This is a genomic window from Brevundimonas sp. NIBR11 (assembly GCF_027912535.1).
Taxonomy (GTDB): domain Bacteria; phylum Pseudomonadota; class Alphaproteobacteria; order Caulobacterales; family Caulobacteraceae; genus Brevundimonas.
Window position 1 is genome coordinate 1137047 of record NZ_CP115465.1, and the last position, 24151, is coordinate 1161197.

The window sequence follows — 24151 nt, forward strand, 5'->3', positions numbered from 1 at the left end:
ACCCCTCTCCCGGCGGGAGAGGGGTGGCGCCTCCCGGAAAGGGGCTCAGTCGGCGGCCTGCGCTTCCACTACGTCCGGTTCCAGCTTGTAGACCTTGGCGCAGTATTCGCAGGTGACGTGGATCTTGCCGTCGGGCTCGACCATGTCGGCGCGTTCTTCGGGGCCGAAGGACGCCAGCACGGCGCCGATGCGGTCGGCGGAGCAGCGGCACTGGGCCTTCAGCGCTCGGGCGTCCTCGAGCCGCACGCCGTCCTCGTGGAACAGGCGATAGAGCAGGGTCTCCGGCGACACCGTCGGGTCGATCAGTTCGTCGTCGCCGAGCGTCTGGAACAGGGCGCGGCTGCGGTCCCAGACTTCCTCGGTCGAGCCGCGGGCGTCGTCGCCGGCGATCAGCTGGATCAGGGCGCCGCCCGCGCGCCAAGTGGTCCCGCCCTCATTGGTGACCGAACCGACGGCAAGGCGGACCTTGGTCGGGATCTGCTCGGACTGGACGAAATAGTGCTCGGCCGCCAACGACAGGCTTTCGCCTTCGATGGGGGTGATGCCTTGCGTGCGCTCGAAGTCGGGGCCGCGATCCAGAGTCATGACGAAGACGCCCTGGCCCAACAGGGTCTTGGCGCCGGGGCGGGCGAACCCTTCGGACGCGGCGGCGACCTCGGCCTCGTCGAAGCGGCAGTAGCCGCGCAGGTGGCCCTCGGTGTCGTAGTCGGCGACGACGTAGCGGACGGGACCGTCACCCTGGGCCTGAACGATCAGGCGGCCTTCGAACTTCAGGGCCGAGCCGACCAGGGCGGCGAGCACGCAGGCCTCGCCCAAAAGCGCGGCGACCGGCTCCGGGTAGGCGTGGGCCGCCAGAATTTTATCGATGGCGTCGCCGAGACGGACCAGGCGCCCGCGCACGGGCCAGCCCTCGATCTGGAAGGCGGCGGCGAGATTGTCGGTCGGAACGGCGGCGGGCGCGTGATCGGTCACGGCGAGGTCCTTGCGGGGAAAACTGGAGAACGGTGCAAGATAGGAAGCCGGTGCGACATTGTAAGGGCGGGGGTGGGGGTGACGCCCGCGCGGGGTGGCTCGCGGAAGCGTCGCCGCATGCTATCTGTCGCAACCGGCCCGACGGTCCGTCCGTTTCCGCAGAGCCGATATCGAGGAAAGCCTGAGCCCATGCCCGCCAAGCCGAACCTGAAGCCGCTGGACAAGCAGGCCATCGTGATCACCGGCGCCACGTCCGGCATCGGTCTGGCCACCGCGCGCCGTGCGGCGCGGGCGGGTGCCTGCGTCTTCCTGATCTCCCGAGGCGAGAAGGACCTGACGACCCTGGTCGAGGAGTTGCAGCAGGAGGGGGCGCGCGTCGCCTATGCGGTCGCCGACGTGGCGGACTACGACGCGCTGGCCGAGGCGGCGGACAAGTGTCGGCGGCTGTTCGGCGGGTTCGACACCTGGGTCAACAACGCCGGGACCTCCATCTATGGCCCGATCCGCGAGACGACGCTGGAAGACCAGCACCGGGTGTTCGAGACCAACTACTGGGGCGTGGTGAACGGGTCGCTGGTGGCGGCGGAGTATCTGCGGGGCCAGCCGGACGGCGGGACCATCGTCAACGTCGGCTCGGTGCTGGGCGACGCGCCCATGCCGGTGCAGGGGGTCTATTCGGCGTCGAAGCATGCGGTGAAGGGCTTCACCAACGCGTTTCGCATGGAGCTGATGCGTGAAGGGGCGCCGGTGGCGGTCAGTCTGGTCAAGCCGGCGGCGGTGGACACCCCATATCCCAAACACGCGCGAAATCTGACCGGATACGCGGTTCAGAACCCTCAGCCGGTCTATGCGACCCGGGTGGTGGCCGACACGGTCCTGTGGTGCGCGACCCATTCGGTGCGGGAGATCACCGTCGGCGGGGGCGGGCGCGTCATTTCGTCATTCTACAACCTGCTGCCAGGCTTGGCGGAACCACTTTTCGCGCGGTTCGCTCCTGTTGCGATGCGGGACAGGGGTTCCGCCTATGAGCCGTACGACGACGGGCTGTACGACCCGACAGACGACGGCCTCTATGAAGAGGTTCACTATCCCATGGTTCGACAGTTCAGCGCCCTGGCCGAGGTTCGCAAACACCCCGGGATCACCGCAGGCTCCGTGGCCCTGGTGGCGGTCGCCGCCCTGGCGACGCTGCTGCTGACCCAGCGCACCGGCCCGCGCCGGTATGAGGAAATCCGCGACCGTCTGAATCCGCGCGGCTGGATCGACGCGGAAGCCCTGCGTCACCGATTCGATGACATCTCTCGCGGTCTGACCGAGCGGGCCGAGGAAGTCGCGGATCGCGCCGGGGACTTCGGCGACGACGCCCGGCACCAGATGAAGAAGCTGGTCAAGCGTGGGCAGCGGGCGATGTCGGACAAGCAGCGTCGGAAATATGCGCGCGAGGGTCGTCGCTATGCGGAAGAGGCGGGTCGTTCGGCGCGCCGCTATGCCGGCGACGCAGGGCGTTACGCCAAGGATCACGCGCGTGAAGGCGGGGCCCTGCTGGCCGTGGCGACCATCGCGGCGGCCATCGGCGCGGCGGCTCTGGAGAGCCGTCAGCCGGACAGCCGGGTGCGTCGGATCACCGGGCTTTAGACGATACCGATAAAGGCGTTGCTGCGCCTGCGAAGGTGAGCGAAAGGGAGGCATGGCCGCCTCCCCGACGCTCATTTTCGACTTCGATTCGACGCTTGTGCGCATCGAAACCCTCGAAGCTCTCGCGGATATCGCGCTGGAGGGGCATGTCGATGCCCTCGCGGTGCGGGCGAAGATCGCGTCCCTGACCGAGCGAGCGATGGCCGGAGAGCTGGATTTCGGCCAGGCGCTGCGGGCGCGGCTGGCGATGCTGCCGCTGACCCGGATGCATGTTCAGGCGCTGGCGGACCGGATTCTGGACGAGGGGACGCCGTCGGTCAGGCGGAACCTTCGCTTCTTCAACGAGAACGCGGACAAGATCATCATCCTGTCGGGCGGGTTCCGCGAGGTGATCCTGCCCATCGCAGAGCGGCTGGGGGTGTCGTCCGACCGGGTGATCTGCAACGACCTGACCTATGACGCCGAGGGACGGGTCACGGGGGTGGACGACGCCAATCCGTTGTCGCGCGAGAACGGCAAGCCGACGGTCATCAAGGCTCTGGGTCTGACCGGGCCGGTGGTCATGGTCGGTGACGGCTGGAACGACGCCGAGGTCAAGCTGGCCGGGGCGGCGGACCGGTTCTACGCCTTCACCGAGATCGCGCGGCGCGAGAAGGTCGTGGCCGTGGCCGACGGCGAGGCCAAGTCGATCGACGAACTGCTGCACGCCGAGGGGTTGGCCGGACGATGGTCCTATCCGCGCAGCCGGATCAGGATGCTGTTGCTGGAAAACATCCACCCCGCCGCCGTCGAGCGGCTGGAGGAGGCGGGATACTCCGTCGAGACGATGAAGGGGGCGCTGGACGAGGACGAGCTGATCGAGAAGATCAAAGGCGTCCATGTGCTGGGCATCCGCTCCAAGACCAATGTCACCGAACGGGTGCTGGAGGCGGCGGACCGGCTGCTGGCCGTGGCGGCCTTCTGCATCGGCACCAACCAGATCGACCTCGACGCCTGTGCGGCGAGGGGGATCGCCGTGTTCAACGCGCCCTATTCGAACACCCGCAGCGTGGTGGAGCTGGCCATCGGCCTGACCATCACCCTGATGCGCGACGTGGTCGACAAGTCGGCGGCGATGCACGCCGGCAAGTGGAACAAGTCGGCGGACGGATCACGCGAACTGCGCGGCAAGACCCTGGGCATCGTCGGCTATGGGGCCATCGGATCGCAGCTGTCGGTGCTGGCGGAGGCCTTGGGGATGCGGGTGATCTTCCATGACCTGAACGAGCGCCTGGCGTTGGGCAACGCCAGGCGGATGCGGTCGCTGGACGCCCTGCTGGTCGAGGCGGACGTGGTGACCCTGCACGTCGACGGGCGGGCGGAGAACACCAACCTGATCGGCGCGGCGCAGTTCCAGATGATGCGGCCCGGGACCCTGTTCCTGAACCTGTCGCGCGGACATGTGGTCAACGTCGGCGATCTGGCTCAGGCCATTCAGGGCGGGCGCGTCGGCGGGGCGGCGCTGGACGTCTTCCCGGAAGAGCCGCGCACCAACGCCGATCCGTTCGAGAGCCCGCTGATGAGGCTGAAGAACGTGATCCTGACGCCGCACATCGGCGGCTCGACCGAGGAGGCTCAAGAAGCCATCGCCGAGTTCGCGGCCGAGCGCCTGCTGGGTTATCTGAACCGAGGCGACACCACCTTCTGCGTCAATTTGCCAAACGTGCAACTGACGGAAGTGTCTGGAGGTCACCGCATCCTGCACATCCACCGGAATCAGCCGGGCGTCCTGGCCGAGCTGAACCGCGAGCTGTCGGCGGCGGGGCTGAACATCCTCGGCCAGCATCTGAAGACCGACGAAAAGACCGGCTATGTCATCATGGATGTGGACCGCGATTACGACCCACAGGCCTTGCGTGTCCTGAAGAGTGTGGCGGGAACGCTGCGCTTCCGGCTTCTGCACTGATTGCCGACGCCTGTTCCGCGCGGAAAACCGCAAACACTTTTCCTGATCAGGCTGAAAGCTTCCCCGGCGGCATCTTGCGCTCGCGGGAAACGGGCGCAGACTGTTGCTGAACGGTCGTGATCAACCGACCGACGGGAGGAAGACCATGTCACGCTATCTTCGCGGCGCAGCCCTGGCTGCGTTGACGTTCGCCGCAGCCTGCGCCGCCACCGGCGCCTCGGCCCAGACCTACAACCGCCTGGTCGTGTTCGGCGATTCGCTGAGCGACAACGGCAACCTCTATCTGGCGTCGGGTCGGACGCAGCCGGTGTCGCCGCCTTACTTCCAGGGCCGGTTCTCGAACGGCCCGGTGTTTACCGAACTGCTGGGCTTCAACGCCGTGAACTTCAATGGCGCCGTGACCGGCAGCATCAACCTGGCCTATGGCGGTTCCCGGACGGACAACAGCATCGCCTTCCCGCCGGGCATGCGCCAGCAGCTGACCACCTATGTCGGCCGAGGCGGAGCGTTCGGCGCCGGCGATCTGGTCAGCGTTCTGGGCGGGGCCAACAACATCTTCCAGGGCCTGAACGCCTTCGCCGTCCTGCCGCCGGCGTCCCAGTCCAATCCGACCGCCTATATGAACCCGATCCTGTCGGCCGCCGTTTCCGACATCAACTTCATGGTCAACGACATCGCATCGCGCGGGGCCGGAACCATCCTGGTCACCAACCTGCCGCGTCTGGGCATCACGCCCCAGTTCTCGAGCGGCGCCGGAGCGGCGCTGGGGCCGCTGGCCGACTATTCGGGGTCGACCTTCAACAGCAGTCTCCAGGCGGCGATGCTGACCACGGCGGCCGCCCGGCCGAACACCAACATCATCCTGTTCGACATCGCCAAGGTCAGCGATGTCCTGGCCGCCAATCCCGGCCGCTTCGGTCTGTCGAACGTGACCCAGACCTGCCTGGTCGGGGCGACGGCCTGCGCCAACCCGGACAGCTATCTGTACTGGGACTCCGTGCACCCGACGGCCGCCGGGCACCGGCTGTTCGCGAGCCTCGCCAACGACTACCTGTACTATGGCGACATCGGCGCAGCCTCGACCGTGCAGGGCGAGACGGCGTTCCGCCACCGGGAAGATTCGCTGGACGCCTCGACCGCGCGTTTGTCGGGCCGTGCGTCTTGGGAGGAGGGAACCTCGATCTCCGTCGGCGGCCTCTATGACCGGACCGAAACGGATGCGCGGGGCACGGTGGCTTCGGCCGAGGCCGAAAGCTACGGCGCCGAGATTCGCATGGAGTCGGGGTCGGAGCGCCTGCGCTTCGGTCTGGCGGGCAGCTATCGCAACGCGGACGTCAACGCGGGCCGGACCAGCTTCGAACTGCAGACCCTGGCTCTCGACGTCTACGGCGGCTGGCGTTCGGGCAACCTGTTCGTGAACGCGGCGGCCGGCGTGGCCAGCGACGACTACAACGACATCGAGCGCATCAGTTCCCTGACCCCCCTGACGATGACCGGCTCCACGCGCGGCGTCAGCACCGGCGCCCGTCTCCAGGGCGGTCTGTGGCTTGATGCCGGCGGGATCGCGATTTCGCCCCGCGTGGCCGTGACCTGGGGGGCCTCGGACATCGATGGCTACGACGAACAGGGCTTCGCCGCCTCATACGCCTACCGCGATCGTACCGTGAAGGGCATCTCGGCCGAGGCCGTGCTGCGCGCCGAGGCCGATCTGGGCGGCCTGGCCGTCTTCGCCGAGGGCGGCTATCGCGACGTCGTGGACGACAGCTCCGACGCCGTTCGCGTGGGCATCGCCGGCAACCCGGCCCAGGTGCTGTCGCGTCATTATGACGATCCGTTCGGCGGATCGGTCCTGGCCTCCGCCGGGGTGTCCGGCGACGTGGGTCCGTTCGAGGTCGAGATCGGCTATCGCGGTCGCTTCGGCGACCATGCCGACAGCCACATGGGCGGCATCACCCTGACGCTGCCGCTGCCCTGACCGAAATCGAAGCTAAGACGGGAAGGCGCGTCGGTTCGACCGGCGCGCTTTTCCGTTAGGTTCCAGGGCTGCGACGCCCTGTCGCGGCGTGCGCCCCAAAGTCGCCTCAGCAAACGTTAATACAGCGGCTCGCCGCAGCGCCCCGGACGGGATCATGCGCTCGCAGGCTTCCACAGCTTCTCGAAAAGCGCCACCCGAGCCGACGATTTCATGCGCCGCCTGCTTCCGACCGCCCGTGCCTTCCTGATCCATTCCGGCCAGACCGGCGCCCTGATCGGCGTCGCGGTCCTGGCCATGGCCATGGCGCCGGCGGACCCGGAACCGCGCATCGACACCGTCGCCCTGCCGGAGCTGCCGCCGGTGACCGCCGTGGCGACGCCCGCCGGTCCCTTGATGCGGCCGATGACCTTCGAGGAGCCCGTGCGCGGCTTCGCCATCAACTCCCGCTTCGGCATGCGGCGCCTGGGCGGCGAGCCGGGCGTGCGCATGCACAAGGGCGTCGACATCGCCGCGCCCCAGGGCACGTCCGTCTATTCGGCCGCCGAGGGCGAGATCGTCCGCATCGGCCGCCAGCCCGAGGGCTATGGCAACTTCATCGAGATGCGCCACCCGAACGGCATGACGACGATGTACGCCCATCTGAGCCGCATCGACGTGGCGTCGGGAGACCGGGTGATGGCCGGCGAGCGCATCGGCCTTGTCGGTTCCACCGGCTATTCCACCGGCCCGCACCTGCATTTCGAGGTTCGTCGCGGCGGGGAACAGGTGAACCCCTCGCGCGTCGTCGGCGAGACCTTCCAGGTGGTGGTCGAACCGGCGGCCTGAGGAGGGCGGACCTCCAGGTCCGCATCCCGGGCTTCGAAGGAAAGACCGGACCGGGAGGTCCGCGCTCCAAGAAATCCATTTCCCATGTAAAGTTTCCTTTGCTACCTCTGGCGCAGTGACCGGCTGGGGGATGAGTGAATGGCGGCCTTGACGCTCGACGGCGTGAGCAAGCGCTACGGCGACTTTCAGGCGGTGAAGGACCTGAGTTTCCAGGTCCGGAAGGGGGCCATCTGCGGGTTCCTGGGTCCAAACGGGGCCGGGAAGACCTCGACCATCCGCATGATTCTCGGCCTGCAGTCGGCGACCGCGGGGACCATCGACATTCTCGGCGCCTCGGACGGGCGCAAGGTCCGTGACCGGATCGGCTTCCTTCCCGAGGAGCGCGGTCTCTACAAGAAGATGACCCCGGTGGAGGCGATCGCCTTCTTCGGTTCACTGAAGGGCCTGCCCGCGAGCGAGGGCCGGAAGCGGGCGCGGGAGATGCTGGTGGCCCAGGGCCTCGGCGCCTCGCAGAAAAAGAAGATGAAGGAGCTGTCCAAGGGGATGGCGCAGAAGGTCCAGTTGATCGCCTCGGTCGTGCACCGGCCGGAGTTCGTGATCCTGGACGAACCGTTCAGCGGCCTCGATCCCGTCAACCAGCAGGGGCTGGAGGCGGTCATCCGCGATCTGGCGGCCAATGGCGCGACGGTCCTGTTCTCGACCCATGTGATGCAGCACGCTGAGCGCCTGTGCGATCAGGTCGTACTGGTGGCGCGGGGCCGCAAGGCCTTCGACGGGACGGTGGCCGAGGCGCGGGCGACGTCGCGCCGCTTCCTGGAACTGGAAGGCGAGATAACGGCCGAGGCCGTCGCCGCCCTGCCGGGCGTGACCGGCGTCGAAGTGGTGTCCGATCACGGCGGCGTCCGCGTGCTCAAGGGCGCTCTGGCCAGCGGGGCAGGGGGGCAGGAGGCGCTGAAGACGGCGTTCGTGACCGGCCTCGACGTGCGCCGGTTCGAGCTCAAGGAGCCCACACTGCACGACGCCTTCATCGACCTGACCGGCGATCACCCCGATCAGGACCAGAGCGTGGCCCGGCCCGCCGCCGGTTCGGAGATCCCCCAATGAGCCGCATCCTGCTGATCGCCCAGCGCGAGTTCATGGCCTATGCCAAGACGGTCGGCTTCTGGCTGTCGCTGCTGGCCTTTCCCCTGTTCGGAGTTCTGGGCGGGGCGGTGCCCCTGCTGGTGCGCGGCGCCGATCCCGTGCGCGCTGTCGTCCTGATCGAGGAGGGGCCGGCCGCAACGGGCCTGGCGGCCGCCGTGAAGGGCGTGCTGGACGCCGACGCCGCGCGTCAGGCCGAGCGAGCCCGCGAGGCCGCCGAGAAGGCCGCAGCCTCGTCCGGCGCGCCTCCGGGCGCCGCGGCCAGCGCCATCGCCTCCATGAGCAAGGCGCGGATGCGGTTCGTGGATGCGCCCGCCGACCTGGCCTCGGCGCAGCCCGGCGCGGCCCAGGAGGCCGTGGTGCGCCGCTACCTGACGGACGAAACGCCCAAGGAGCAGCGACTGGACGCGGTCGTCTTCCTGACCCGCACCGAGGCGGGCCCGGCGGCCCGGGTGTGGACCGCGCGGGCGACCGACGACACGGTCGAGGACTTCGTGCGTCGCGCCCTGAGGGACGCGAACCGCGACACCGTCCTGCGCGCGGCCGGCATCGATCAGGCGGTGGTGGAGCGTGTCGACGCCTTCCGGCCCGAGATCACCGCCTTCTCGCCGCGTTCGGCCAGCGGGGGCGAGGTCTCGTTCAAGGACCGTCTGCCCGGGATCATCGGCCTGGCCTTCAGCTTCATCCTGTGGTCGTTGATCATCACGGGGGCCTCGATCCTGCTGAACAGCGTGATGGAGGAGAAGTCGAACAAGATCCTGGAGGTCCTGCTGTCGTCGGCCTCGGCGACCGAAATCCTGACCGGCAAGGTGCTCGGGGTGGCGATGCTGACCCTGTCGGTGCTGGTGGTCTGGGGCGGGATCGGCGCCGTGGGCCTGATCACGGCGGCGCCCTCGGCGGCGGCGGACGTGGCCGAGGTGCTGATGCGCGACGGGCTGATCTTCTACTTCATCGGCTACATCGTCGGCGGCTACCTGATGTACGCGGTGCTGTTCGCGGCCATCGGCGCCTTCTGCGAGACGCCGCGCGACGCCCAGACGCTGATGGGACCGATCATGATGGTGCTGGTCGTGCCGCTGCTGGTGGTCCAGATGGCGATGGTGAATCCCGACGCCCCGATGGTGAAGTTCCTCAGCTGGGTGCCGTTCTTCACGCCCTTCCTGATGAGCGCGCGGGCGCCGTCTGGGCCGCCGCTGGTCGAGATCATCGGCACGATGGCGGGGATGTTCGCCGTGGCGCTGCTGATGGTCTGGCTGGCCGGACGGGCGTTCCGGGCGGGCGCCCTGTCGGACGTGAAGCTGAGCTGGAAGACGTTCGGCGCTGCGATGAGCGGCGGAGGGCGGTGAGTTCAGCGTCCCTCTCCCCTTGCGGGAGAGGGCTTTAGGTTCCGCAAAGCGTAGCGATGCGCGTTGGTCGAAAGGCTGAGGGGGCCCTTGGGCTCACCGCTTCACTCTTTGCCTCGCCCCAAACGCCGGTTTGACCCCTCGCCCGATGGCGCCAGGACGACGGCTACGCCGCCGTGCGCGATCTCCTTCTCCCACGAGGCGCGAGGGGCGGGACAAACAAAAAGGCCGCCCCCGAAGGAGCGGCCTTTGATCGTTCAGCCTCTGATCGAAATCAGGCGCCGCGCGGGGCGCGGGGCTTCGGAGGCGGCAGCAGGCCTTCGCGCTGCATGCGCTTGCGGGCCAGCTTGCGGGCGCGACGGACGGCCTCGGCCTTCTGACGGGCGCGCTTCTCCGAGGGCTTCTCGTAGTGCACGTGGCGCTTCATTTCACGGAAGCTGCCTTCGCGCTGCATCTTCTTCTTCAGGGCCTTGAGGGCCTGATCGACGTTGTTGTCGCGGACGAAAATCTGAACCAGGTTAAACTCTCCTTTGGCCGCCCGCCGCGTCCTGTAGAGGCGGGCAGACAAATAAAATCCGATCCCGCGGGCGACAGCCCGGCGAGCGAAGGCGGGCAAGTACACCAACCTCCGCCCCCTGTCCAGATCGTCGCGCCGCTTCTCTGAGGCTCGCAACGCCCGTGGGACGGGCGTATTCTAGGGTCATGACCGACGCGCCGCACCTGTCGAACACGCCTGAGCCGGATTGGGCCGACCGGATGGAGCAGTCCGTGCTCGATTCGGCGCTGGAACGGGCTCCACGGCTGGGCTGGAACGCCCGGCTGGTGCGCGAGGCCTGCGCGGCGAACGGCCTCTCCGAAGGCGATCAGGAGCTTCTGCTGCCCAACGGACCGCGCGATCTGGCCGCGTTGCTGTGGCGTCGGCATGACGCCGAGGCGTTGGCCGAACTGGGTGATCCGGCGGACCTGAAGATCCGCGAGCGAATCGCCAGGGCGCTGGAGACGCGGCTGGAGGTGGCCATGGCGCACCCCGAGGCTGAGAAGCGGGCGGCGGGCTTCATGGCCCTCCCGACCAATGCCGACCTGGCGCTGAGCCTGACCTGGGGGACGGCGGATCGGCTGTGGCGGTGGGCCGGGGATGCGGCGACCGACTGGAACCACTATTCGAAGCGGACCATCCTGTCGGGCATCCTGATCCCGGCGATGACGCTGCGGCTGTTCAACGGCAAGGACGCTTCGGACGCCTTCATCGCCGCCCGGATCGAGAACGTCATGGCCTTCGAGAAGTGGAAGGCGGGCAAGAATTTCGACGCCCCGGTGCGGAAGGTGACGGAGATGCTGAGTCGGCTGCGGTATCCGCTGAGGACGTAACTCTTTCCCAGTGGGAGAGGGTAGGCTTAGAGCGCCTTCACCCGGTTCACGTGCGCCATCTTGCGGCCCGGGCGGGCTTCAGCCTTGCCGTAGAGGTGGAGGCGCTGGTCGGGCTTGGCCGCGAGTTTGGACCATTGCTCGACCTCGTCGCCGAGGAGGTTGGTCATCTCGACCTGGGCGTGGGCCTTTGTCGGGCCGAGCGGCCAGCCGGCGAGGGCGCGGATGTGCTGTTCGAACTGATCGCAGACGCAGCCGTCCTGGGTCCAGTGGCCGGTGTTGTGGACGCGCGGGGCGATCTCGTTGACCAGCAGGGTCCCGTCGCCGAGGTCGAACAGTTCGATGCCGATGACGCCGACATAGGCCAGGCCGTCCAAGATGGCGGCGGCGATGGCGCGAGCGCGCTTCTCGGTCTTGGCGTCGATCCGGGCGGGGGCGTTGGTGGTGCGCAGAACGCCGCCCGCGTGCTTGTTCTCGCCCAGAGGATAGACGGCGACCGAGCCGTCGCGGCCGCGGGCGGCGATGATGGACAGTTCGCGTGTGAAGGCGGCGCGGGCCTCCAGGATCGCCGGGCGGCCGCCGAGTTCGGCGAGCGCCGCGTCGGCCTGTTTCGCGGACTTGATCCAGATCTGGCCCTTGCCGTCGTAGCCGTCGCGGCGGGTCTTCAGGAGAGCCGGCGTGCCGAGGATCTCCAAAGCGGCCTTGAGGGCTTCGAGGCTCTCGACGGGGGCGAAATCGACGGTGGTCGCGCCGACGGCGTTGAGGAAGGTCTTTTCGTCCACCCGGTCCTGAGCCACCGCCAGGGCCGTGGGGCCTGGGGCGACCAGGGCGCCGGCCTCGGCGAGGCGTTCGACCGAGGCGGCGGGCACGTTCTCGAACTCGAAGGTGACGACGTCGCAGACGCGGCCGAAGACGCTGAGCGCCGTGGGGTCGTCATAGGCGGCGACGATCTGGCCGCGGGAGACGCGACCGGCCGGGCTGTTTTCCTCGGGATCGAGGATGACGACGTCGAAGCCGAGGCGTGAGGCGGCCTGCGACAGCATCCGGCCCAGCTGGCCGCCGCCGAGGATGCCGATGGTCGAACCGGGGGGGAGGGGAAGTTCGGCCAAGGTCAGTCTTCGACCGTTTCGAGGACCGAGGCCGTCTGCTCCTCGCGGAAGGCGTCGAGGCGACCGGACAGGGCGGCGTCGCTCAAGGCGAGGATCTGGGCGGCCAGGATGCCCGCGTTCTTCGCGCCCGCCTCGCCGATGGCCAGAGTGGCGACAGGGACGCCGCCGGGCATCTGGACGATGGAGAGCAGGCTATCGAGGCCTTTCAGCGCCTTGGACTGGACGGGCACGCCGAGCACGGGCAGTGCCGTCATTGACGCGGCCATGCCGGGCAGGTGGGCCGCGCCGCCGGCGCCGGCGATGATGACCTTGAATCCGGCGTCCCGGGCCCCGCTGGCGAAGTCGAACAGGCGCTGAGGCGTGCGGTGGGCCGAGACGACGCGGGCGTCCCAGGCGACCCCCAGACGGTCGAGCATGTCGGCCGAGTGCTTCATGGTGGGCCAGTCCGAGCGGCTGCCCATGATGATCGCCACCGGGGGGGTCGTCGTCGCCATGCGTCGTAGGCCTCGCGCGGGAAAGCGGCCGGTTACAGCACGCGCGTTGCGCCCGCAACCAAGGGCGTTAGCTTAGGCGGCGAGGCGCACGTCCTGATTCCGCGCCCGGAGCTCCACCTGCCGTGACCGACGCGCCGAACATCGACGATCCGGCAGCAGAGATCGCCAGGCTGCGCGCCGAAGTGGCGGCCCTGACCGCGCGCGCCGAGGCGGCGGAGGCGGCGGCGGAGCACGATGTCCTGACGCCCGTGCTGAACCGGCGCGGCTTCGTCGCGGCGATGACGCGGACCATGGCCTATTGCACCCGCTACAAGGTCCCGGCGGTGCTGCTGTATCTGGATCTCGACGGGTTCAAGGCGGTCAACGACACCCTGGGCCACGCGGCGGGGGATGCGGCCCTGGTGAAGGTGGCGGAACTGCTGGTCGAGAATGTGCGGGCGACCGACGCCGTGGGGCGGCTGGGCGGGGACGAGTTCGCTGTGCTGCTGCTGAACGCCGACATGGAGGCGGGCAGGGAGAAGGCCGCCGGGCTGAAGGCGGCGCTGGACGAAGCGGCGTTTGTGTACGACGGCCAGTCTGCCGTGCTGGGCGGATCGTTCGGCGTGCGGGCCTTCGCCGGGCAGGCGGACGTGGAAACCTGGCTGGCCGAGGCGGACGCGGCGATGTGGGTCAGGAAGCGGGGGCGGTGATCGCCTAGGCGATGATGTCCGGCAGGATCCGGCTCTCGATTTTCACGATCTCGTCGCGGAGCACGAGCTTCTTGCGCTTCAAGCGGGCGATCAGAAGCTGATCCGGGATCGGCATGTGCGACAAGGCCTCGATCGAGGCGTCGAGGTCGGAATGCTCGAGACGGAGGGCCTTCACCTGCGCCTGCAGGGCGATCTCTTCGTCGGTCAGGAAGGGTTGGTCGTCGTTCATGCGGTCCCCGCGAAGGCGGGCTTATAGCCGAGGCCGCGTCAGGCCGGAAGGCGTTCGGCGAGCGTCGTCAGCGCCGGACGCGGCACGACGCGGGTCCAGAGCCGGGCGACGGCGACCAGCGCCTCGATGTAGGGGCTCGGCGAGCCGGACGACGCGGGCGCCAGCGCTTCCAGGCCGGCCATGAGATGGCGTTCGGCGGCCAGCTCGACGGCCTTGACCTGATCGCGCAGCGCCTCGCGGGCCGTGCCGTCCATGTCGGGGTTTGTGGCCTTGAGGGTCCGGCGGACGGCGCGCAGCGGTTCCACCGCGGCGGCGTCCCAGGCGCGGGCGGTGTCGCAGGCGCCCTCGATGGCGTCCTCGTCCAGCGGCCGGCCCGTCGCGGCGGTCCAGGCGGCCCAGAGGAGGAGGGGTACGTTCTGCCCGGTCCTGTCCTGAAGCTGGAGACAGGCCTCCTGAACGCCTGGGGCGGCGTAGGCCTTCAGCGCCCAGTCCCAGAACGGGGTGTCAGCCATCGGTCGGTCCCCTGAGCCCGGCCCAGCGTTTCACAGGAGTCCAGTCGAGGCCGAACAGATCGAGCGCCCTGCCGACGGACTGATCGACCATCTCCTCGATCGAGGCGGGCTTCGCGTAAAAGGCAGGCAGGGGCGGGGCGATGGTGGCGCCCATCTCCGCCAGCGCCGTCATGGTGCGCAGGTGGCCGAGGTGGAACGGCGTCTCGCGCACCACCAGGACCAGGGGCCGACGCTCCTTCAGCACCACGTCGGCGGCGCGGGTCAGGAGGGTGGAGGTCACACCGGTGGCGATCTCGCTCATCGTGCGCACCGAGCACGGGGCGACGATCATGCCCAGCGACCGGAACGACCCCGAGGCGATGGAGGCGCCGACATCGGTGAGCTTGTGAACCACCGATGCGCGGCCGGTCAGGTCGTCGGCGGAGAAATCCGTCTCCTGCGACAAGGTGAGCAGGGCGGCGCGCGTGACGACCAAATGGCTCTCGACGCCCAGTTCCTTCAGCGCGTCCAGCACCCGAATGCCGTAGATCACGCCGGATGCGCCAGAGACGCCCACCACCAGTCGATCAGGCGGGTTCCGTACGGCTACGTTCACATCTTGGTCCATATTGGAGGGGAGGCTCCGACGTGTCCGGAGGATTTTAAGGGTCTGTTGACGTCACCGAACCGTGATTTCACAGACGCCAAATCCGGGCGCTCACTGTGTGGTCCCTTAGACATGGAGGCGCAAGCCATGACCATCGAAGCTCGTATCCGCGAACTGGGAAATCGTCACCGCCAGCTGGATGAGACCATCCGGCAGGAGGTCGGCCATCCGGCGACGGATCCGCTGCAGGTCAGGGAGCTCAAGCGAAGGAAGCTCCGGCTCAAGGAGGAAATCACCAGTCTGGAGGCCAGGGCAGGGTAGCCCGGGTCTCCGCCAGGAAAACGAACGGCCCCGGGAGCGATCCCGGGGCCGTTTTTCTTTCTATTGCTTTCCCTCCCCCAAGGGGGAGGGAGAAGATCAGTCCCCCGTTCCGAAGACCGAGGCGGCCGTCGGCTCGGCGGTGCGGCGTTCGCGTTCTTCGGGGACGAACTCCGGCTCGGCCGGGGTGTCCTCGATGGGCTGGAGGGCGGCGCCGCCCTTCTTGGCGTCGTCGCGGTTCTTCTTCTCTGCGGCCTTGGAGATGATTTCGTCCAAGACCAGCTGGCCGACGAGACCCAGCGTCACCGGGTCGACCGGTTTGATCTGGGGGCTGTTCCAGTGGGTGCGGTTACGCACGCTGTCGATCGTCGACTTGGTGGTGCCCAGCAGTTTGGCGATCTGGGCGTCGGTCACCTCGGGGTGATTCTTGACGAACCACATGATGGCGTCCGGCCGGTCCTGGCGACGCGAGACGGGCGTGTATTTCGGAGCCGGCTTGTTGGACTTCAGCAGTTCGGCGTGGCGGCTGACGATGGCCTTCATGCGGTAGTTTTCGTCGTCCTGCGCCTTGTCGAGTTCGGCGCGGTCCAACTGGCCGCCGGTGATGGGGTCGACGCCGCGGATGTCGCGGGCCACGTCGCCGTCGGCGATGCCGCGCACTTCCAGCGGATGCAGGCCGCAGAAGTCGGCGATCTGCTCGAACGTCAGCGAGGTGTTGTCCACCAGCCAGACCGCGGTGGCCTTAGGCATGAGGATGTCGGTCATGGGCGAAGTCCCGGATAGATGAGGCCCGTGTATTCGGGCTCTGGATACGACGGCGCCCGACCTTTCGGCCGGGCGCTGAAGGAACCGATATAGGCCGTTTCGCTGCAAAAGAAAACGTCATGATTGCAGGCAAGGCCCAAGCGTGGCTGTAAGCGGAGTGATCTGGCATAGTATCGGTCGATCCGTCCGCCCGCCCGTTGAGGACGAGCCATCCAGGCCATACAGCTCCGGTTCATGCGGGATATTGAACACTGTCATATCGGACGCGTTCAGCGGCCTTAAGGACCACCAAGGAGGAAGCCCATGTCTATCGCTCTCACCACTCTCGCAGCCATGGCCATGCTGGCCGGCGGCTCCCAGGAATACGCTCCGTCCGGGGACGGGCCCCAGCGGGTCGCGCCGCGCGGCAGCTTCGCCGAAAGCTGCAGCGGCTCCTATGTGAACCAGGGGCGCCTCTACGCCGACTGCCGCGACATGCGGGGCAATCTGCGCGGCACCTCGATCGAGCTCGCCCCCTGCGCGCCTTTCGACATCGCCAACAGCGACGGCCTGCTGGTCTGCGGCAACATCCGCGGTTCCTATGAGGGCGGAAACAACAACGGCGGCGGCGGACGTCCGGGCGGCGGAAACGGCGGCGGCTGGGGTAACGGCGGCAACAACGCCGGCGGTTGGGGCGGCGGCAACAACGGCGGCGGCTGGGGCAATGGCGGCAACAATGGCGGAGGCTGGGGCGGAAACAACGGCCGCAGCGGCATCACCGTCTACGCCGACCGGGACTATCGCGGCTATTCGCAGTCGTTCCGGGGCGAGATCGCCGATCTGGGTCGCTCGGGCCTGAACGACCAGATCAGCTCCATCGAGCTCAACGGCGGCGCGTGGGAAGTCTGCACCGACGCCTATTTCCGCGGCAACTGCCAGATCATCACCTCCAGCACACGCAACCTGAACAACACGGGCATCAACGACCGCATCTCCTCGATGCGCCCGGCCCGTGGCGGCGGTCGTTGGTAGAAAAATGTCCGGGCGGGCGAGTATCGCTCGACGCCTGAGCCGCTAGACCGTCAGCACTATCTTGCCGACATGCTCGCCCGCCTCCAGCCGGAGGTGGGCGAGTTTCGTTTCGGCCAGGGGGAAGGTCGCCTCGATGCGCGGGAGGACCGCGCCGGAAACGACCCAGGGCCAGACGGCCGCCTCCACCGCAGCCGCCAGACGCGCTTTCTCGTCTGCGGAGCGGCGACGCAGGGTCGAGCCGGTCAGGGTCGCCTGCTTCATCATCATCCGCATGAGATCGACGGTGGCCGCCGCGCCGCTGAGGGTGGCGATGACGACCCAGCGCCCGCCGGGGTTCAGGGCGTTCAGGTTGGTCTCCGCATAGGCCGCCCCGACCATGTCGAGGATGACGTCGGCGCCGCCTGCCGCCTTGATCCCGGCGTCCAGATCGGCCTCGGAGGCGTCGAGGCTGACGTCGGCGCCCAGGGCCCTGGCGGCTTCCGTCTTGGCCGCGCCGCGCGAGGTGGCGATGACGCGGGCGCCCGCCGCCTTCGCCATCTGGATGGCGGTGACCCCGATGCCGGACGTGGCGCCGTGGACCAGCAGGGTCTCGCCAGCCCTCAGGGCGCCGCTCTCGAAGACGTTGGCGAAGACGGTGAAGACGGTCTCGGGCAGGGCGGCGGCCTGGACGAATTCGAGGCCGTCGGGAATCGGCAGGGCGTGGCGGGCGTCAACGACGGCGTATTCGGCGTATCCGCCCCCGCCCAGCAGGGCGCAGACCCGGTCGCCGATGGTCCAGCGGGTGGCGTCGGCGCCGACCTGATCGACCTCGCCGGCGACCTCCAGCCCCAGGATGTCCGACGCGCCGGGCGGGGGAGGGTAGCCGCCCTTGCGCTGAAGCAGATCCGGGCGATTGACCCCGGCGGCGCGGATGCGGATGCGGATTTCTCCGGCGCCGGCCTGCGGATCGGAGCGTTCGGCCAGCCGAAGGGCCTCCGCCGGGCCTGATCCGCCCTCGATCTGGATGACCCGCATGTTCCTCAGCCTTGCAATCGTCCGTATCCGGGCGCGTAAATGGGCCTCTTCGAGGTTCTGGCCAAGGAGGCGACGATGATGTTTGACGATCTTGAACCCCGCACGCAGCGCGGTGCGGCGTTGGCGAGCCTGGGTCGCGAGGACCTGGACCTTTATTCGGTCGAGGAACTGGGCGAGCGGATCGAGGCGCTCGAGGCCGAGATCGCTCGTGCGCGGGCCGCGATTTCCGGCAAGGCCGCCAAGAAGTCCGCCGCCGACGCCCTGTTCAACTTCGGGAACTGATGCGGTTCCTCACAGGCGGTTTCCGTGGCATGCCGATTGCAGCCGACAGGCTCGCGCCCGCTTACAGGGCCGCTAGAGTGAGCGTACCGTACCACGATGACCATGGTTGAGTTGATGGCCGACGACAGCACCACGCCTGGCCCGGCATCGCGCGCGGGGGAAATCCGTGATTTTGCGCGCTCCGAACTGTTCGAACGCACCTTCCAGGAGGGCATGGATCTGGTCGAGGAGACCGCCGCCTATCTGGACGGCGACGGCCGGCGGGAATCCAAGCTGCTGTCGCGCTCCGCCGCCCTGGCCTATGCCGCCGAGAGCATGAAGCTGACCACGCGGCTGATGCAGGTCGCGTCCTGGCTGCTGGTGCAACGCGCGGTACGCGAGGGCGACATGTCGCCGGAAGCCGCCTGCGAGCCGCGCTATCGCCTCAACGAACGCAAGGTCGAGGGCGAGCCCAGCCACGCCGAGATGCCGATCGCCCTGGTCGAATATCTGGTCCGGGCCGAGAAGCTGCACGACCGGGTGCTGTATCTGGATCGGCGGATGTATCTGGACGCGGCTCCGCAACCGGACGCGAACCCCGTGCGGAGCCAACTGGGCATGCTGGAAGCGGCGTTCAGGACGTAACATCCCTTCTCCCGCAAGGAGGGGAAGATCGGCTACGGCCCGACGTCGTTGGCCACGGCCGTCCCGTCGTCGACCACGGCCGGCAGGCTGACCGCGATGCCCAGGGCTTCGGCCAGCTTCTGGTCGCGGCGGTAGACGTCCTCGCGGAAGGCCACGCGGCCCTGGCCGTCGACGAAAGCGGTCCAGTAGAGCAGGCGCACGGTGATCTCGCGGCCCGTCTGGATGCGGCGGGTGTCGCGGCTGACCTGGGCGTCGTCGAACTCGCCCAGCAACACGGGATCGGGCGTCAGCAGGATGCGGGCGAACTCGACCGCGTTTTGAACGCGGACGCAGCCGTGCGAGCGCTGGCGCATCGACAGGTTGAAGGCGGCCTTGGACGGGGTGTCGTGCAGGAAGATAGCGTAGCTGTCGCGCAGCTCGAACTTCACATAGCCCAGAGCGGCGGTCGGGCCGGCGCGCTGAATCACCGTGCCGTTTGAGACATACATGTTCTGCGAAGCCAGATAGCCCGGGCCGCGCGGCAGGATCTCGCGGCGAGCGATGCCGGCCGGGACGTACCAGGGCGGGTTGGCCACGACCGAGGCGAAGGGCTTCTCCAGGCTGGGCGTCTGGGTCGCCGGGGCGCCGCAGACGACGCGGTTGGAGTGAACCGGCCGGCCGTCCTTCCAGTAGACCATGATGGCGGCGGCGGTGTTGACCTCGATCCGCTCGGGATTCAGCTCGCGCTTCAGCCAGCGGCGGCGTTCCAGGTTGAGGGCGATCTGGCGGGCGCGATCGTCGGCCGAGGCGCCGAGCGAGCTCTGGGTGCCGGCGCCGATGCGGCCGTCGGCGGCCAGGCCGTGGCGGGCCTGGAAGCCGCGCATGGCGGCCTGAAGCTCAGGACCGTAGACCAGACCCTCGGCCGTCAGCCGGGCGCCGTCCGCGGCCGACAGGTCGCCCTCGGCCACCAGACGGGCGATCAGGACCGGGACGCGGTTGTCGCTCGATCCCGGCTCAATCGTGCCGGAGCGGGCGACGAAGCGGGGCCAGCCGCCCTGGCGAATGATCCGGCGGTAGCGGACGTAGCCGGCCGAAAGGTTGGAATAGCCGATGTCGGTCGGGGCCAGGCCCTCGAACCATTCGACCAGCTTGTTCTGGACCAGGGCGTCGTTCAGGCCGACCGGGAGGTCGACGCGGTTCTTCTGCATCTCCCACAGCTCTTCGACCGTCTCGGGACGGACGGCGCCCTCGGCGAGGACGCGGGCGTAGGTCAGGGCGGCGGCCGTGGTGCGCATGTCCGCCGTCTCGGGATCGGCGGCCAGACCCACGAAGTCGAAATAGTCCGAACGCGACAGGCCGTGGCGTTCGGCGCGCGACGAGGCTTGGGTCAGGGCGCGCAGGCGGGCCGCGTTCCAGACGGGACGCCAGCCGTTCAACTCATAGAAGGCGCGGATGTCGGGCTGGGCGGACGCGGGCATGCGGTCCAGCTGCGCCAGGAAGGCGGCCTGATACTGGCTGACCGGGGCGGCGACGGCGGCCTGGGCGGGGGCGTTCTGCGGCGCGGTCTGGGCCATGGCTGGCGCGGCGAGGGCCGAAACGGCGGCGCCGAGAGTGAGTTCGCGTCGATTCATGGTCGTATTCGCCTTCGTCCGACGCCGCATGGAGCCCGTGTCCACGCCCGGGAGTCGAACGACGCCATGTTATCGGTGTTCCGGACAAACAAAAAGCGCCGGCCACAGGACCCGCGCTCTTCGTGTCGTCTTTGTCGCACCGGTGTGGCCGGTGAGGCAGCCTACTTCTTGATGAAGCCGCCGAACTTGTTGTTGAAGCGCGAAACGCGACCGCCGCGGTCCAGCATCTGCTGGTTGCCGCCGGTCCAGGCCGGGTGCGTCGACGGATCGATGTCCAGGTTCAGCACGTCGCCCTCTTTGCCGTAGGTCGAACGGGTCTGATAGGTCGTGCCGTTCGTCAAAGTGACGGTGATGAAGTGGTAGTCGGGGTGCGTATCGGCCTTCATGGTCGTGGTCCGGTCTCTTGTACGCGATGACGATGCCGACCGTCGGTGCGTGAAAAATGAGAAAACCCGCCAGAGCCCGGCGGGAATGAGCGGCGGCGTTTACACCGCAGGGCGTTCCGGGGCAAGAGCCGCGCATGACAGTCACGCCGCCGACCCCTGACGCCTATTCGAACGCGGAGGCGCTCGGGCGGCCCGGCGCCGGCGCCCTTCTGGCCGAACAGATGGAAGGGGCGGGCGAACGGCGCGAGAAGCGCAAGGACATACGGCCGCTGCTGCGGCTGTGGCCGTATCTGATGCAGCACCGGCTGGACGCCCTAATCGCGGGCTTCTGGCTTCTGGGCTCGACGGCGGCGTCCCTAGCCCTGACGGCGACGGCGCGAGGCGCCATCGACCACGGGTTCGAGAACGGCGGGCGCGACATCAATCGCTGGTTCCTGTTCCTGGGGCTGAACGCGGTGATTCTGGGCGTGGCGACGGCCGTCCGGTATTTCTACGTCACCAAGACCGGCGAGCGGATGATCGCGGACCTGCGCAAGTCGCTGTTCGACCGCATCCTGACGCTGGACCCGTCGTTTTTCGCGAAGATGCGGACCGGCGAGGTGTTGAGCCGGCTGACAACCGACATCGCCCTGGTCGAGACCCTGCTGACGACCTCGGTGTCGTTCGCCCTGCGCAACTTCCTGACCCTAGTCGGGGGTATCATCCTCCTGTTCATCGTCAGTCCAAAGCTGACGGGGCTGGTGCTGCTGACCGCGCCCTTGTTGATCGCGCCGATCTTCCTGTTCGGGCGGAGCGTCAGGAAGCTGACCGTGCGGTCCCAGGACCGGTTCGCCAGCGCCGTCGGCTTCGCCGGCGAGAGCGTGGACGCCATCGAGACGGTGCAGGCCTTCGGCCGCGTGGGCAGCGCCGTCTCCCGGTTCGGCGCGGTGGTGGAGGAGGCGTTCGGCGTCTCCATCGTGCGGATGCGGGCGCGGGCCTGGATGACGGCCGTGGTCATCGTGGTGATCTTCGGCGGGGTGACCTTCGTCCTGTGGTTGGGGGCCCAGGACGTGGCCAAGGGCGTAATGACGCCCGGCGCCCTGTTGCAGTTCGTGCTGCTGTCGGTCTTTACGGCGGGGTCAGTGGGCGCGCTCGGCGAAAGCTGGGGCGACGTGCAGAAGGCCTCTGGGGCCATGGAGCGGATCGACGAGTTGATGAAGTCGGCGCCCTCGATCATGGCGCCGGCTTCGGCCGTGGCCCTGCCGAGCCCCCCGGAAGGCCGGGTGGGCATGGCGGGGGTGAGGTTCGCCTATCCGGGGCGGCCCGACCTGCCCGCGCTGAAAGGCTTCGACCTGACGGTGCGGCCGGGCGAGACCGTGGCCCTGGTCGGACCCTCTGGGGCGGGCAAGTCGACGGTCTTCCGCCTTCTGCTGCGCTTCTACGATCCGCAGGAAGGCGCCGTCAGCGTGGACGGGGTCGATGTGCGTCAAGCCGATCCGGTCGAGGTGCGCGGGCGGTTCGCCTGGGTCTCGCAGGAGGCGCCTCTGTTCTCGGGTTCGGCCATGGAGAACATCCGCTTTGGCCGCGAAGAGGCGTCGGAGGATGAGGTTCGCCAGGCCGCATCGGAGGCCCAGGCCCTGACCTTCGTCGAGGCGCTGCCGGAAGGGTTCGCCACGCCGCTGGGCGAGCGCGGCAAGAGCCTGTCGGGCGGGCAGAGACAACGCCTCGCCATCGCGCGCGCCCTGGTGCGAGACGCGCCGATCCTCCTGCTCGACGAGGCGACCTCGGCGCTGGACGCCGAGAACGAGCGGCTGGTGCAGACGGCGTTGGATCAGGCGATGGAGGGGCGGACCACCCTGGTCATCGCCCACCGTCTGGCCACCGTCCTGCGTGCCGACCGGATCGTCGTCATGGAGGACGGGATCGCCGTCGAGGAGGGGACGCACCACGAACTGGTGGCCAAGGGCGGCCTCTACGCGCGTCTGGCGGAGCTGCAGTTCCGCGAGGGGTGAAACCGTTCGAGCGCGGAACGGTTAGGCCTGGATGCTGACAGCCCTGATCCTCGCCGCCGTCCTGTCGCAGAGCCAGCCCGGAGCCGCCGACCTGGCGCCCGCCTTCGGCAACACCCTGGTCTCCACCTATCCCGACGGGCGGACCGCGCGGATGTGGTTGCAGCCGAACGGCCGCTATGAGGGCCGTGGCCGGCGCGGCGGGGCCAGCAGCGGCGTCTGGAGCGTCCGTGACGGCCAGGTCTGCTTCGGCCAGCGCCGTCCGATCTGGTCGCCGCGATCCTTCTGCACCCCCATCGTGCGTGGAGGGATCGGCACGAAATGGACCGCGCGGGCGGTGACCGGCGAGACCATCCAGGTCGAACTGATGGCGGGTCGCTAGGGCCGAGCCGCGACCGCCACGCCGGGGAAGTCGCTGAACACCGCGTCCACGCCCAGATCGTAGAAGCGCCGGATCCAGCCGGGCAGGTCGCCGCGATGGTCGGTCGGCAGGAACATGTCTTCGGCTCGGAAGGTCCAGACGACGACCTTAAGTCCCGCCAGATGGGCGTCGGCGACCAGCATCGTCGGCGTGCCTGCGGCTCCGGCCGGCGTGCGCGGGATGACCATGGCGGTCTCGACGGCGGCCCATTCGGCGTAGGCCGCCAGTTCGGCCAGCCCCTCGGGCGTGACCATCGCGGCGTAGGTCTGGCCGGGCAGGTCGGCGGGGCCGCCGGACGGCGACATCAGCTGGGCGAGAGGGCTGTCGATCAGGCCGTTGAGGGTCTTCAGCGTTCCGACTTCGAAACACTGAACCACGATGGGGCTGTCGGCGGCCGCGAGGTCGTTGCGTCGGACGATCTCGACGAAGGGCGCGATCATCGAGAGGCCCGCCTGTTCGAAATGGGTCGGATGTTTCAGTTCCGGCGCGACGCCGATGACGCGGCCGGTGCGGACGGTGGCCTCGCGGGCGATGTCGATGACCTGCTGAAAGGTCAGGATCGTCTCGTCGGGCCACGCCGTATTGCCGGGGCGAATCGTCGGCAGGCGTTCGCGGGCGCGCAGGGTCTGGAGCTCGGCGAAGGTAAAGTCCTCCGTGAACCAGCCGGTGGTCGCGACCCCGTCGATGGTCTTCGTCGTCCGACGGTCCGCGAACTCGGGATGGTCGGCGACGTTGGTCGTGCCGCCGATCTCGTTCTCATGCCGGACGACCAGATGGCCGTCCTTGGACATGACCAGGTCGGGCTCGATGAAGTCCGCGCCCTGTTCGATGGCCAGTTCATAGGCTGCGCGGGTATGCTCCGGGCGCTCGCCGGAGGCGCCGCGGTGGGCGATGACGAGCGGGGTGGGCATCG

General features: G+C 68.5%; 26 protein-coding genes and 1 pseudogene. 15 read left to right on the top strand and 12 right to left on the bottom strand.

Features of this window, described 5'->3' with window-relative positions; translation table 11 throughout:
- Positions 1–45 precede the first annotated feature (45 nt).
- On the bottom strand, positions 46–972 hold the full coding sequence (locus tag O5O43_RS05485; protein WP_271085904.1) for an Hsp33 family molecular chaperone: 927 nt from the start codon (positions 970–972) through the stop codon (positions 46–48).
- 189 nt (positions 973–1161) lie between these two features.
- Here O5O43_RS05485 and O5O43_RS05490 point away from each other — a divergent pair, with 189 nt between their 5' ends.
- The 7 genes and pseudogenes from O5O43_RS05490 to O5O43_RS05515 all read left to right on the top strand — a co-directional run bounded on the left by O5O43_RS05490 (position 1162) and on the right by O5O43_RS05515 (position 9838).
- On the top strand, positions 1162–2607 hold the full coding sequence (locus O5O43_RS05490; protein ID WP_271085905.1) for an SDR family oxidoreductase: 1446 nt from the start codon (positions 1162–1164) through the stop codon (positions 2605–2607).
- A 52-nt stretch (positions 2608–2659) separates the two neighbouring features.
- Positions 2660–3187, top strand: a pseudogene (locus O5O43_RS15965) (HAD-IB family phosphatase); the annotation flags it as partial.
- Positions 3188–3322: 135 nt separating this feature from the next.
- A complete protein-coding gene (serA, locus tag O5O43_RS15970) occupies positions 3323–4552 on the top strand; it encodes a phosphoglycerate dehydrogenase (protein ID WP_348637157.1) in 1230 nt (409 codons plus the stop codon).
- A gap of 145 nt (positions 4553–4697) precedes the next feature.
- Positions 4698–6527, top strand: coding sequence for an SGNH/GDSL hydrolase family protein (locus tag O5O43_RS05500; RefSeq protein WP_271085907.1), 1830 nt, complete (start codon positions 4698–4700; stop codon positions 6525–6527).
- Between the two features lie 210 nt (positions 6528–6737).
- Complete coding sequence (locus O5O43_RS05505; protein ID WP_271085908.1) at positions 6738–7352, top strand: M23 family metallopeptidase; 615 nt, start codon at positions 6738–6740, stop codon at positions 7350–7352.
- Between the two features lie 138 nt (positions 7353–7490).
- Complete coding sequence (locus O5O43_RS05510) at positions 7491–8456, top strand: ABC transporter ATP-binding protein (protein ID WP_271085909.1); 966 nt, start codon at positions 7491–7493, stop codon at positions 8454–8456.
- Entirely contained in the window at positions 8453–9838 is a 1386-nt protein-coding gene (locus O5O43_RS05515) for an ABC transporter permease (RefSeq protein ID WP_271085910.1), read from the top strand. The genes O5O43_RS05510 and O5O43_RS05515 overlap by 4 nt, the downstream gene beginning before the upstream one ends.
- Positions 9839–10109: 271 nt before the next feature.
- Here the strand turns inward: O5O43_RS05515 and rpsU are convergent, their stop codons facing one another.
- Complete coding sequence (gene rpsU, locus O5O43_RS05520; protein ID WP_271086388.1) at positions 10110–10352, bottom strand: 30S ribosomal protein S21; 243 nt, start codon at positions 10350–10352, stop codon at positions 10110–10112.
- Between the two features lie 185 nt (positions 10353–10537).
- Here rpsU and O5O43_RS05525 point away from each other — a divergent pair, with 185 nt between their 5' ends.
- Positions 10538–11203: a COQ9 family protein gene (locus tag O5O43_RS05525; RefSeq protein WP_271085911.1), complete on the top strand. Its 666-nt coding sequence runs from the start codon at positions 10538–10540 to the stop codon at positions 11201–11203.
- A 26-nt stretch (positions 11204–11229) separates the two neighbouring features.
- Here O5O43_RS05525 and O5O43_RS05530 read toward each other — a convergent pair whose 3' ends face one another.
- Together O5O43_RS05530 and purE are read right to left on the bottom strand one after the other, a co-directional pair.
- The gene (locus tag O5O43_RS05530; protein ID WP_271085912.1) at positions 11230–12309 is read right to left on the bottom strand and encodes a 5-(carboxyamino)imidazole ribonucleotide synthase; all 1080 of its coding nucleotides are present in this window, start codon (positions 12307–12309) and stop codon (positions 11230–11232) included.
- Between the two features lie 2 nt (positions 12310–12311).
- Positions 12312–12803 carry a 5-(carboxyamino)imidazole ribonucleotide mutase gene (gene purE / locus O5O43_RS05535; protein ID WP_271085913.1) on the bottom strand — a complete coding sequence of 164 codons (492 nt, stop codon included), beginning with the start codon at positions 12801–12803 and terminating at the stop codon, positions 12312–12314.
- 122 nt (positions 12804–12925) lie between these two features.
- Between purE and O5O43_RS05540 the strand changes: the two genes are divergently transcribed.
- Entirely contained in the window at positions 12926–13492 is a 567-nt protein-coding gene (locus tag O5O43_RS05540) for a GGDEF domain-containing protein (RefSeq protein WP_271085914.1), read from the top strand.
- Between the two features lie 4 nt (positions 13493–13496).
- On the opposite strand, the gene O5O43_RS05545 is transcribed toward O5O43_RS05540, so the two are convergent.
- From O5O43_RS05545 to O5O43_RS05555, 3 genes are read right to left on the bottom strand one after another with little or no spacing between them, the layout of a single operon-like run.
- Entirely contained in the window at positions 13497–13721 is a 225-nt protein-coding gene (locus O5O43_RS05545) for a DUF465 domain-containing protein (protein WP_271085915.1), read from the bottom strand.
- A 38-nt stretch (positions 13722–13759) separates the two neighbouring features.
- Positions 13760–14233, bottom strand: a complete 474-nt coding sequence (locus O5O43_RS05550) for a TIGR02444 family protein (protein ID WP_271085916.1) — start codon at positions 14231–14233, stop codon at positions 13760–13762.
- Positions 14226–14840 (bottom strand): UbiX family flavin prenyltransferase, encoded by a 615-nt coding sequence (locus O5O43_RS05555; RefSeq protein WP_271085917.1) that lies wholly within the window; start codon positions 14838–14840, stop codon positions 14226–14228. Before O5O43_RS05555 ends, O5O43_RS05550 begins: the two co-directional genes overlap by 8 nt.
- Positions 14841–14966: 126 nt before the next feature.
- Here O5O43_RS05555 and O5O43_RS05560 point away from each other — a divergent pair, with 126 nt between their 5' ends.
- Positions 14967–15140, top strand: coding sequence for a DUF465 domain-containing protein (locus O5O43_RS05560; RefSeq protein WP_271085918.1), 174 nt, complete (start codon positions 14967–14969; stop codon positions 15138–15140).
- Positions 15141–15236: 96 nt separating this feature from the next.
- On the opposite strand, the gene O5O43_RS05565 is transcribed toward O5O43_RS05560, so the two are convergent.
- The gene (locus tag O5O43_RS05565) at positions 15237–15902 is read right to left on the bottom strand and encodes a cell cycle transcriptional regulator TrcR (protein ID WP_271085919.1); all 666 of its coding nucleotides are present in this window, start codon (positions 15900–15902) and stop codon (positions 15237–15239) included.
- Between the two features lie 303 nt (positions 15903–16205).
- On the opposite strand from O5O43_RS05565, the gene O5O43_RS05570 reads away from it, so the two are divergent.
- Positions 16206–16913, top strand: coding sequence for a beta/gamma crystallin-related protein (locus tag O5O43_RS05570; protein ID WP_271085920.1), 708 nt, complete (start codon positions 16206–16208; stop codon positions 16911–16913).
- 42 nt (positions 16914–16955) lie between these two features.
- Here O5O43_RS05570 and O5O43_RS05575 read toward each other — a convergent pair whose 3' ends face one another.
- On the bottom strand, positions 16956–17927 hold the full coding sequence (locus tag O5O43_RS05575; RefSeq protein WP_271085921.1) for an NAD(P)H-quinone oxidoreductase: 972 nt from the start codon (positions 17925–17927) through the stop codon (positions 16956–16958).
- Positions 17928–18002: 75 nt separating this feature from the next.
- Here O5O43_RS05575 and O5O43_RS05580 point away from each other — a divergent pair, with 75 nt between their 5' ends.
- Positions 18003–18209 (top strand): DUF1192 family protein, encoded by a 207-nt coding sequence (locus O5O43_RS05580; protein WP_348637152.1) that lies wholly within the window; start codon positions 18003–18005, stop codon positions 18207–18209.
- Positions 18210–18323: 114 nt separating this feature from the next.
- Positions 18324–18833, top strand: a complete 510-nt coding sequence (locus O5O43_RS05585) for a DUF1465 family protein (protein WP_271085922.1) — start codon at positions 18324–18326, stop codon at positions 18831–18833.
- A gap of 32 nt (positions 18834–18865) precedes the next feature.
- Here the strand turns inward: O5O43_RS05585 and O5O43_RS05590 are convergent, their stop codons facing one another.
- Positions 18866–20443 (bottom strand): L,D-transpeptidase family protein, encoded by a 1578-nt coding sequence (locus O5O43_RS05590; protein ID WP_271085923.1) that lies wholly within the window; start codon positions 20441–20443, stop codon positions 18866–18868.
- A 161-nt stretch (positions 20444–20604) separates the two neighbouring features.
- Entirely contained in the window at positions 20605–20829 is a 225-nt protein-coding gene (rpmE, locus tag O5O43_RS05595; RefSeq protein WP_271085924.1) for a 50S ribosomal protein L31, read from the bottom strand.
- A gap of 134 nt (positions 20830–20963) precedes the next feature.
- On the opposite strand from rpmE, the gene O5O43_RS05600 reads away from it, so the two are divergent.
- Positions 20964–22820, top strand: coding sequence for an ABC transporter transmembrane domain-containing protein (locus O5O43_RS05600; RefSeq protein WP_271085925.1), 1857 nt, complete (start codon positions 20964–20966; stop codon positions 22818–22820).
- A gap of 31 nt (positions 22821–22851) precedes the next feature.
- The gene (locus tag O5O43_RS05605) at positions 22852–23199 is read left to right on the top strand and encodes a hypothetical protein (RefSeq protein WP_271085926.1); all 348 of its coding nucleotides are present in this window, start codon (positions 22852–22854) and stop codon (positions 23197–23199) included.
- On the opposite strand, the gene O5O43_RS05610 is transcribed toward O5O43_RS05605, so the two are convergent.
- The gene (locus O5O43_RS05610; protein WP_271085927.1) at positions 23196–24149 is read right to left on the bottom strand and encodes a glycerophosphodiester phosphodiesterase; all 954 of its coding nucleotides are present in this window, start codon (positions 24147–24149) and stop codon (positions 23196–23198) included. The genes O5O43_RS05605 and O5O43_RS05610 overlap by 4 nt on opposite strands.
- Positions 24150–24151 lie beyond the last annotated feature (2 nt).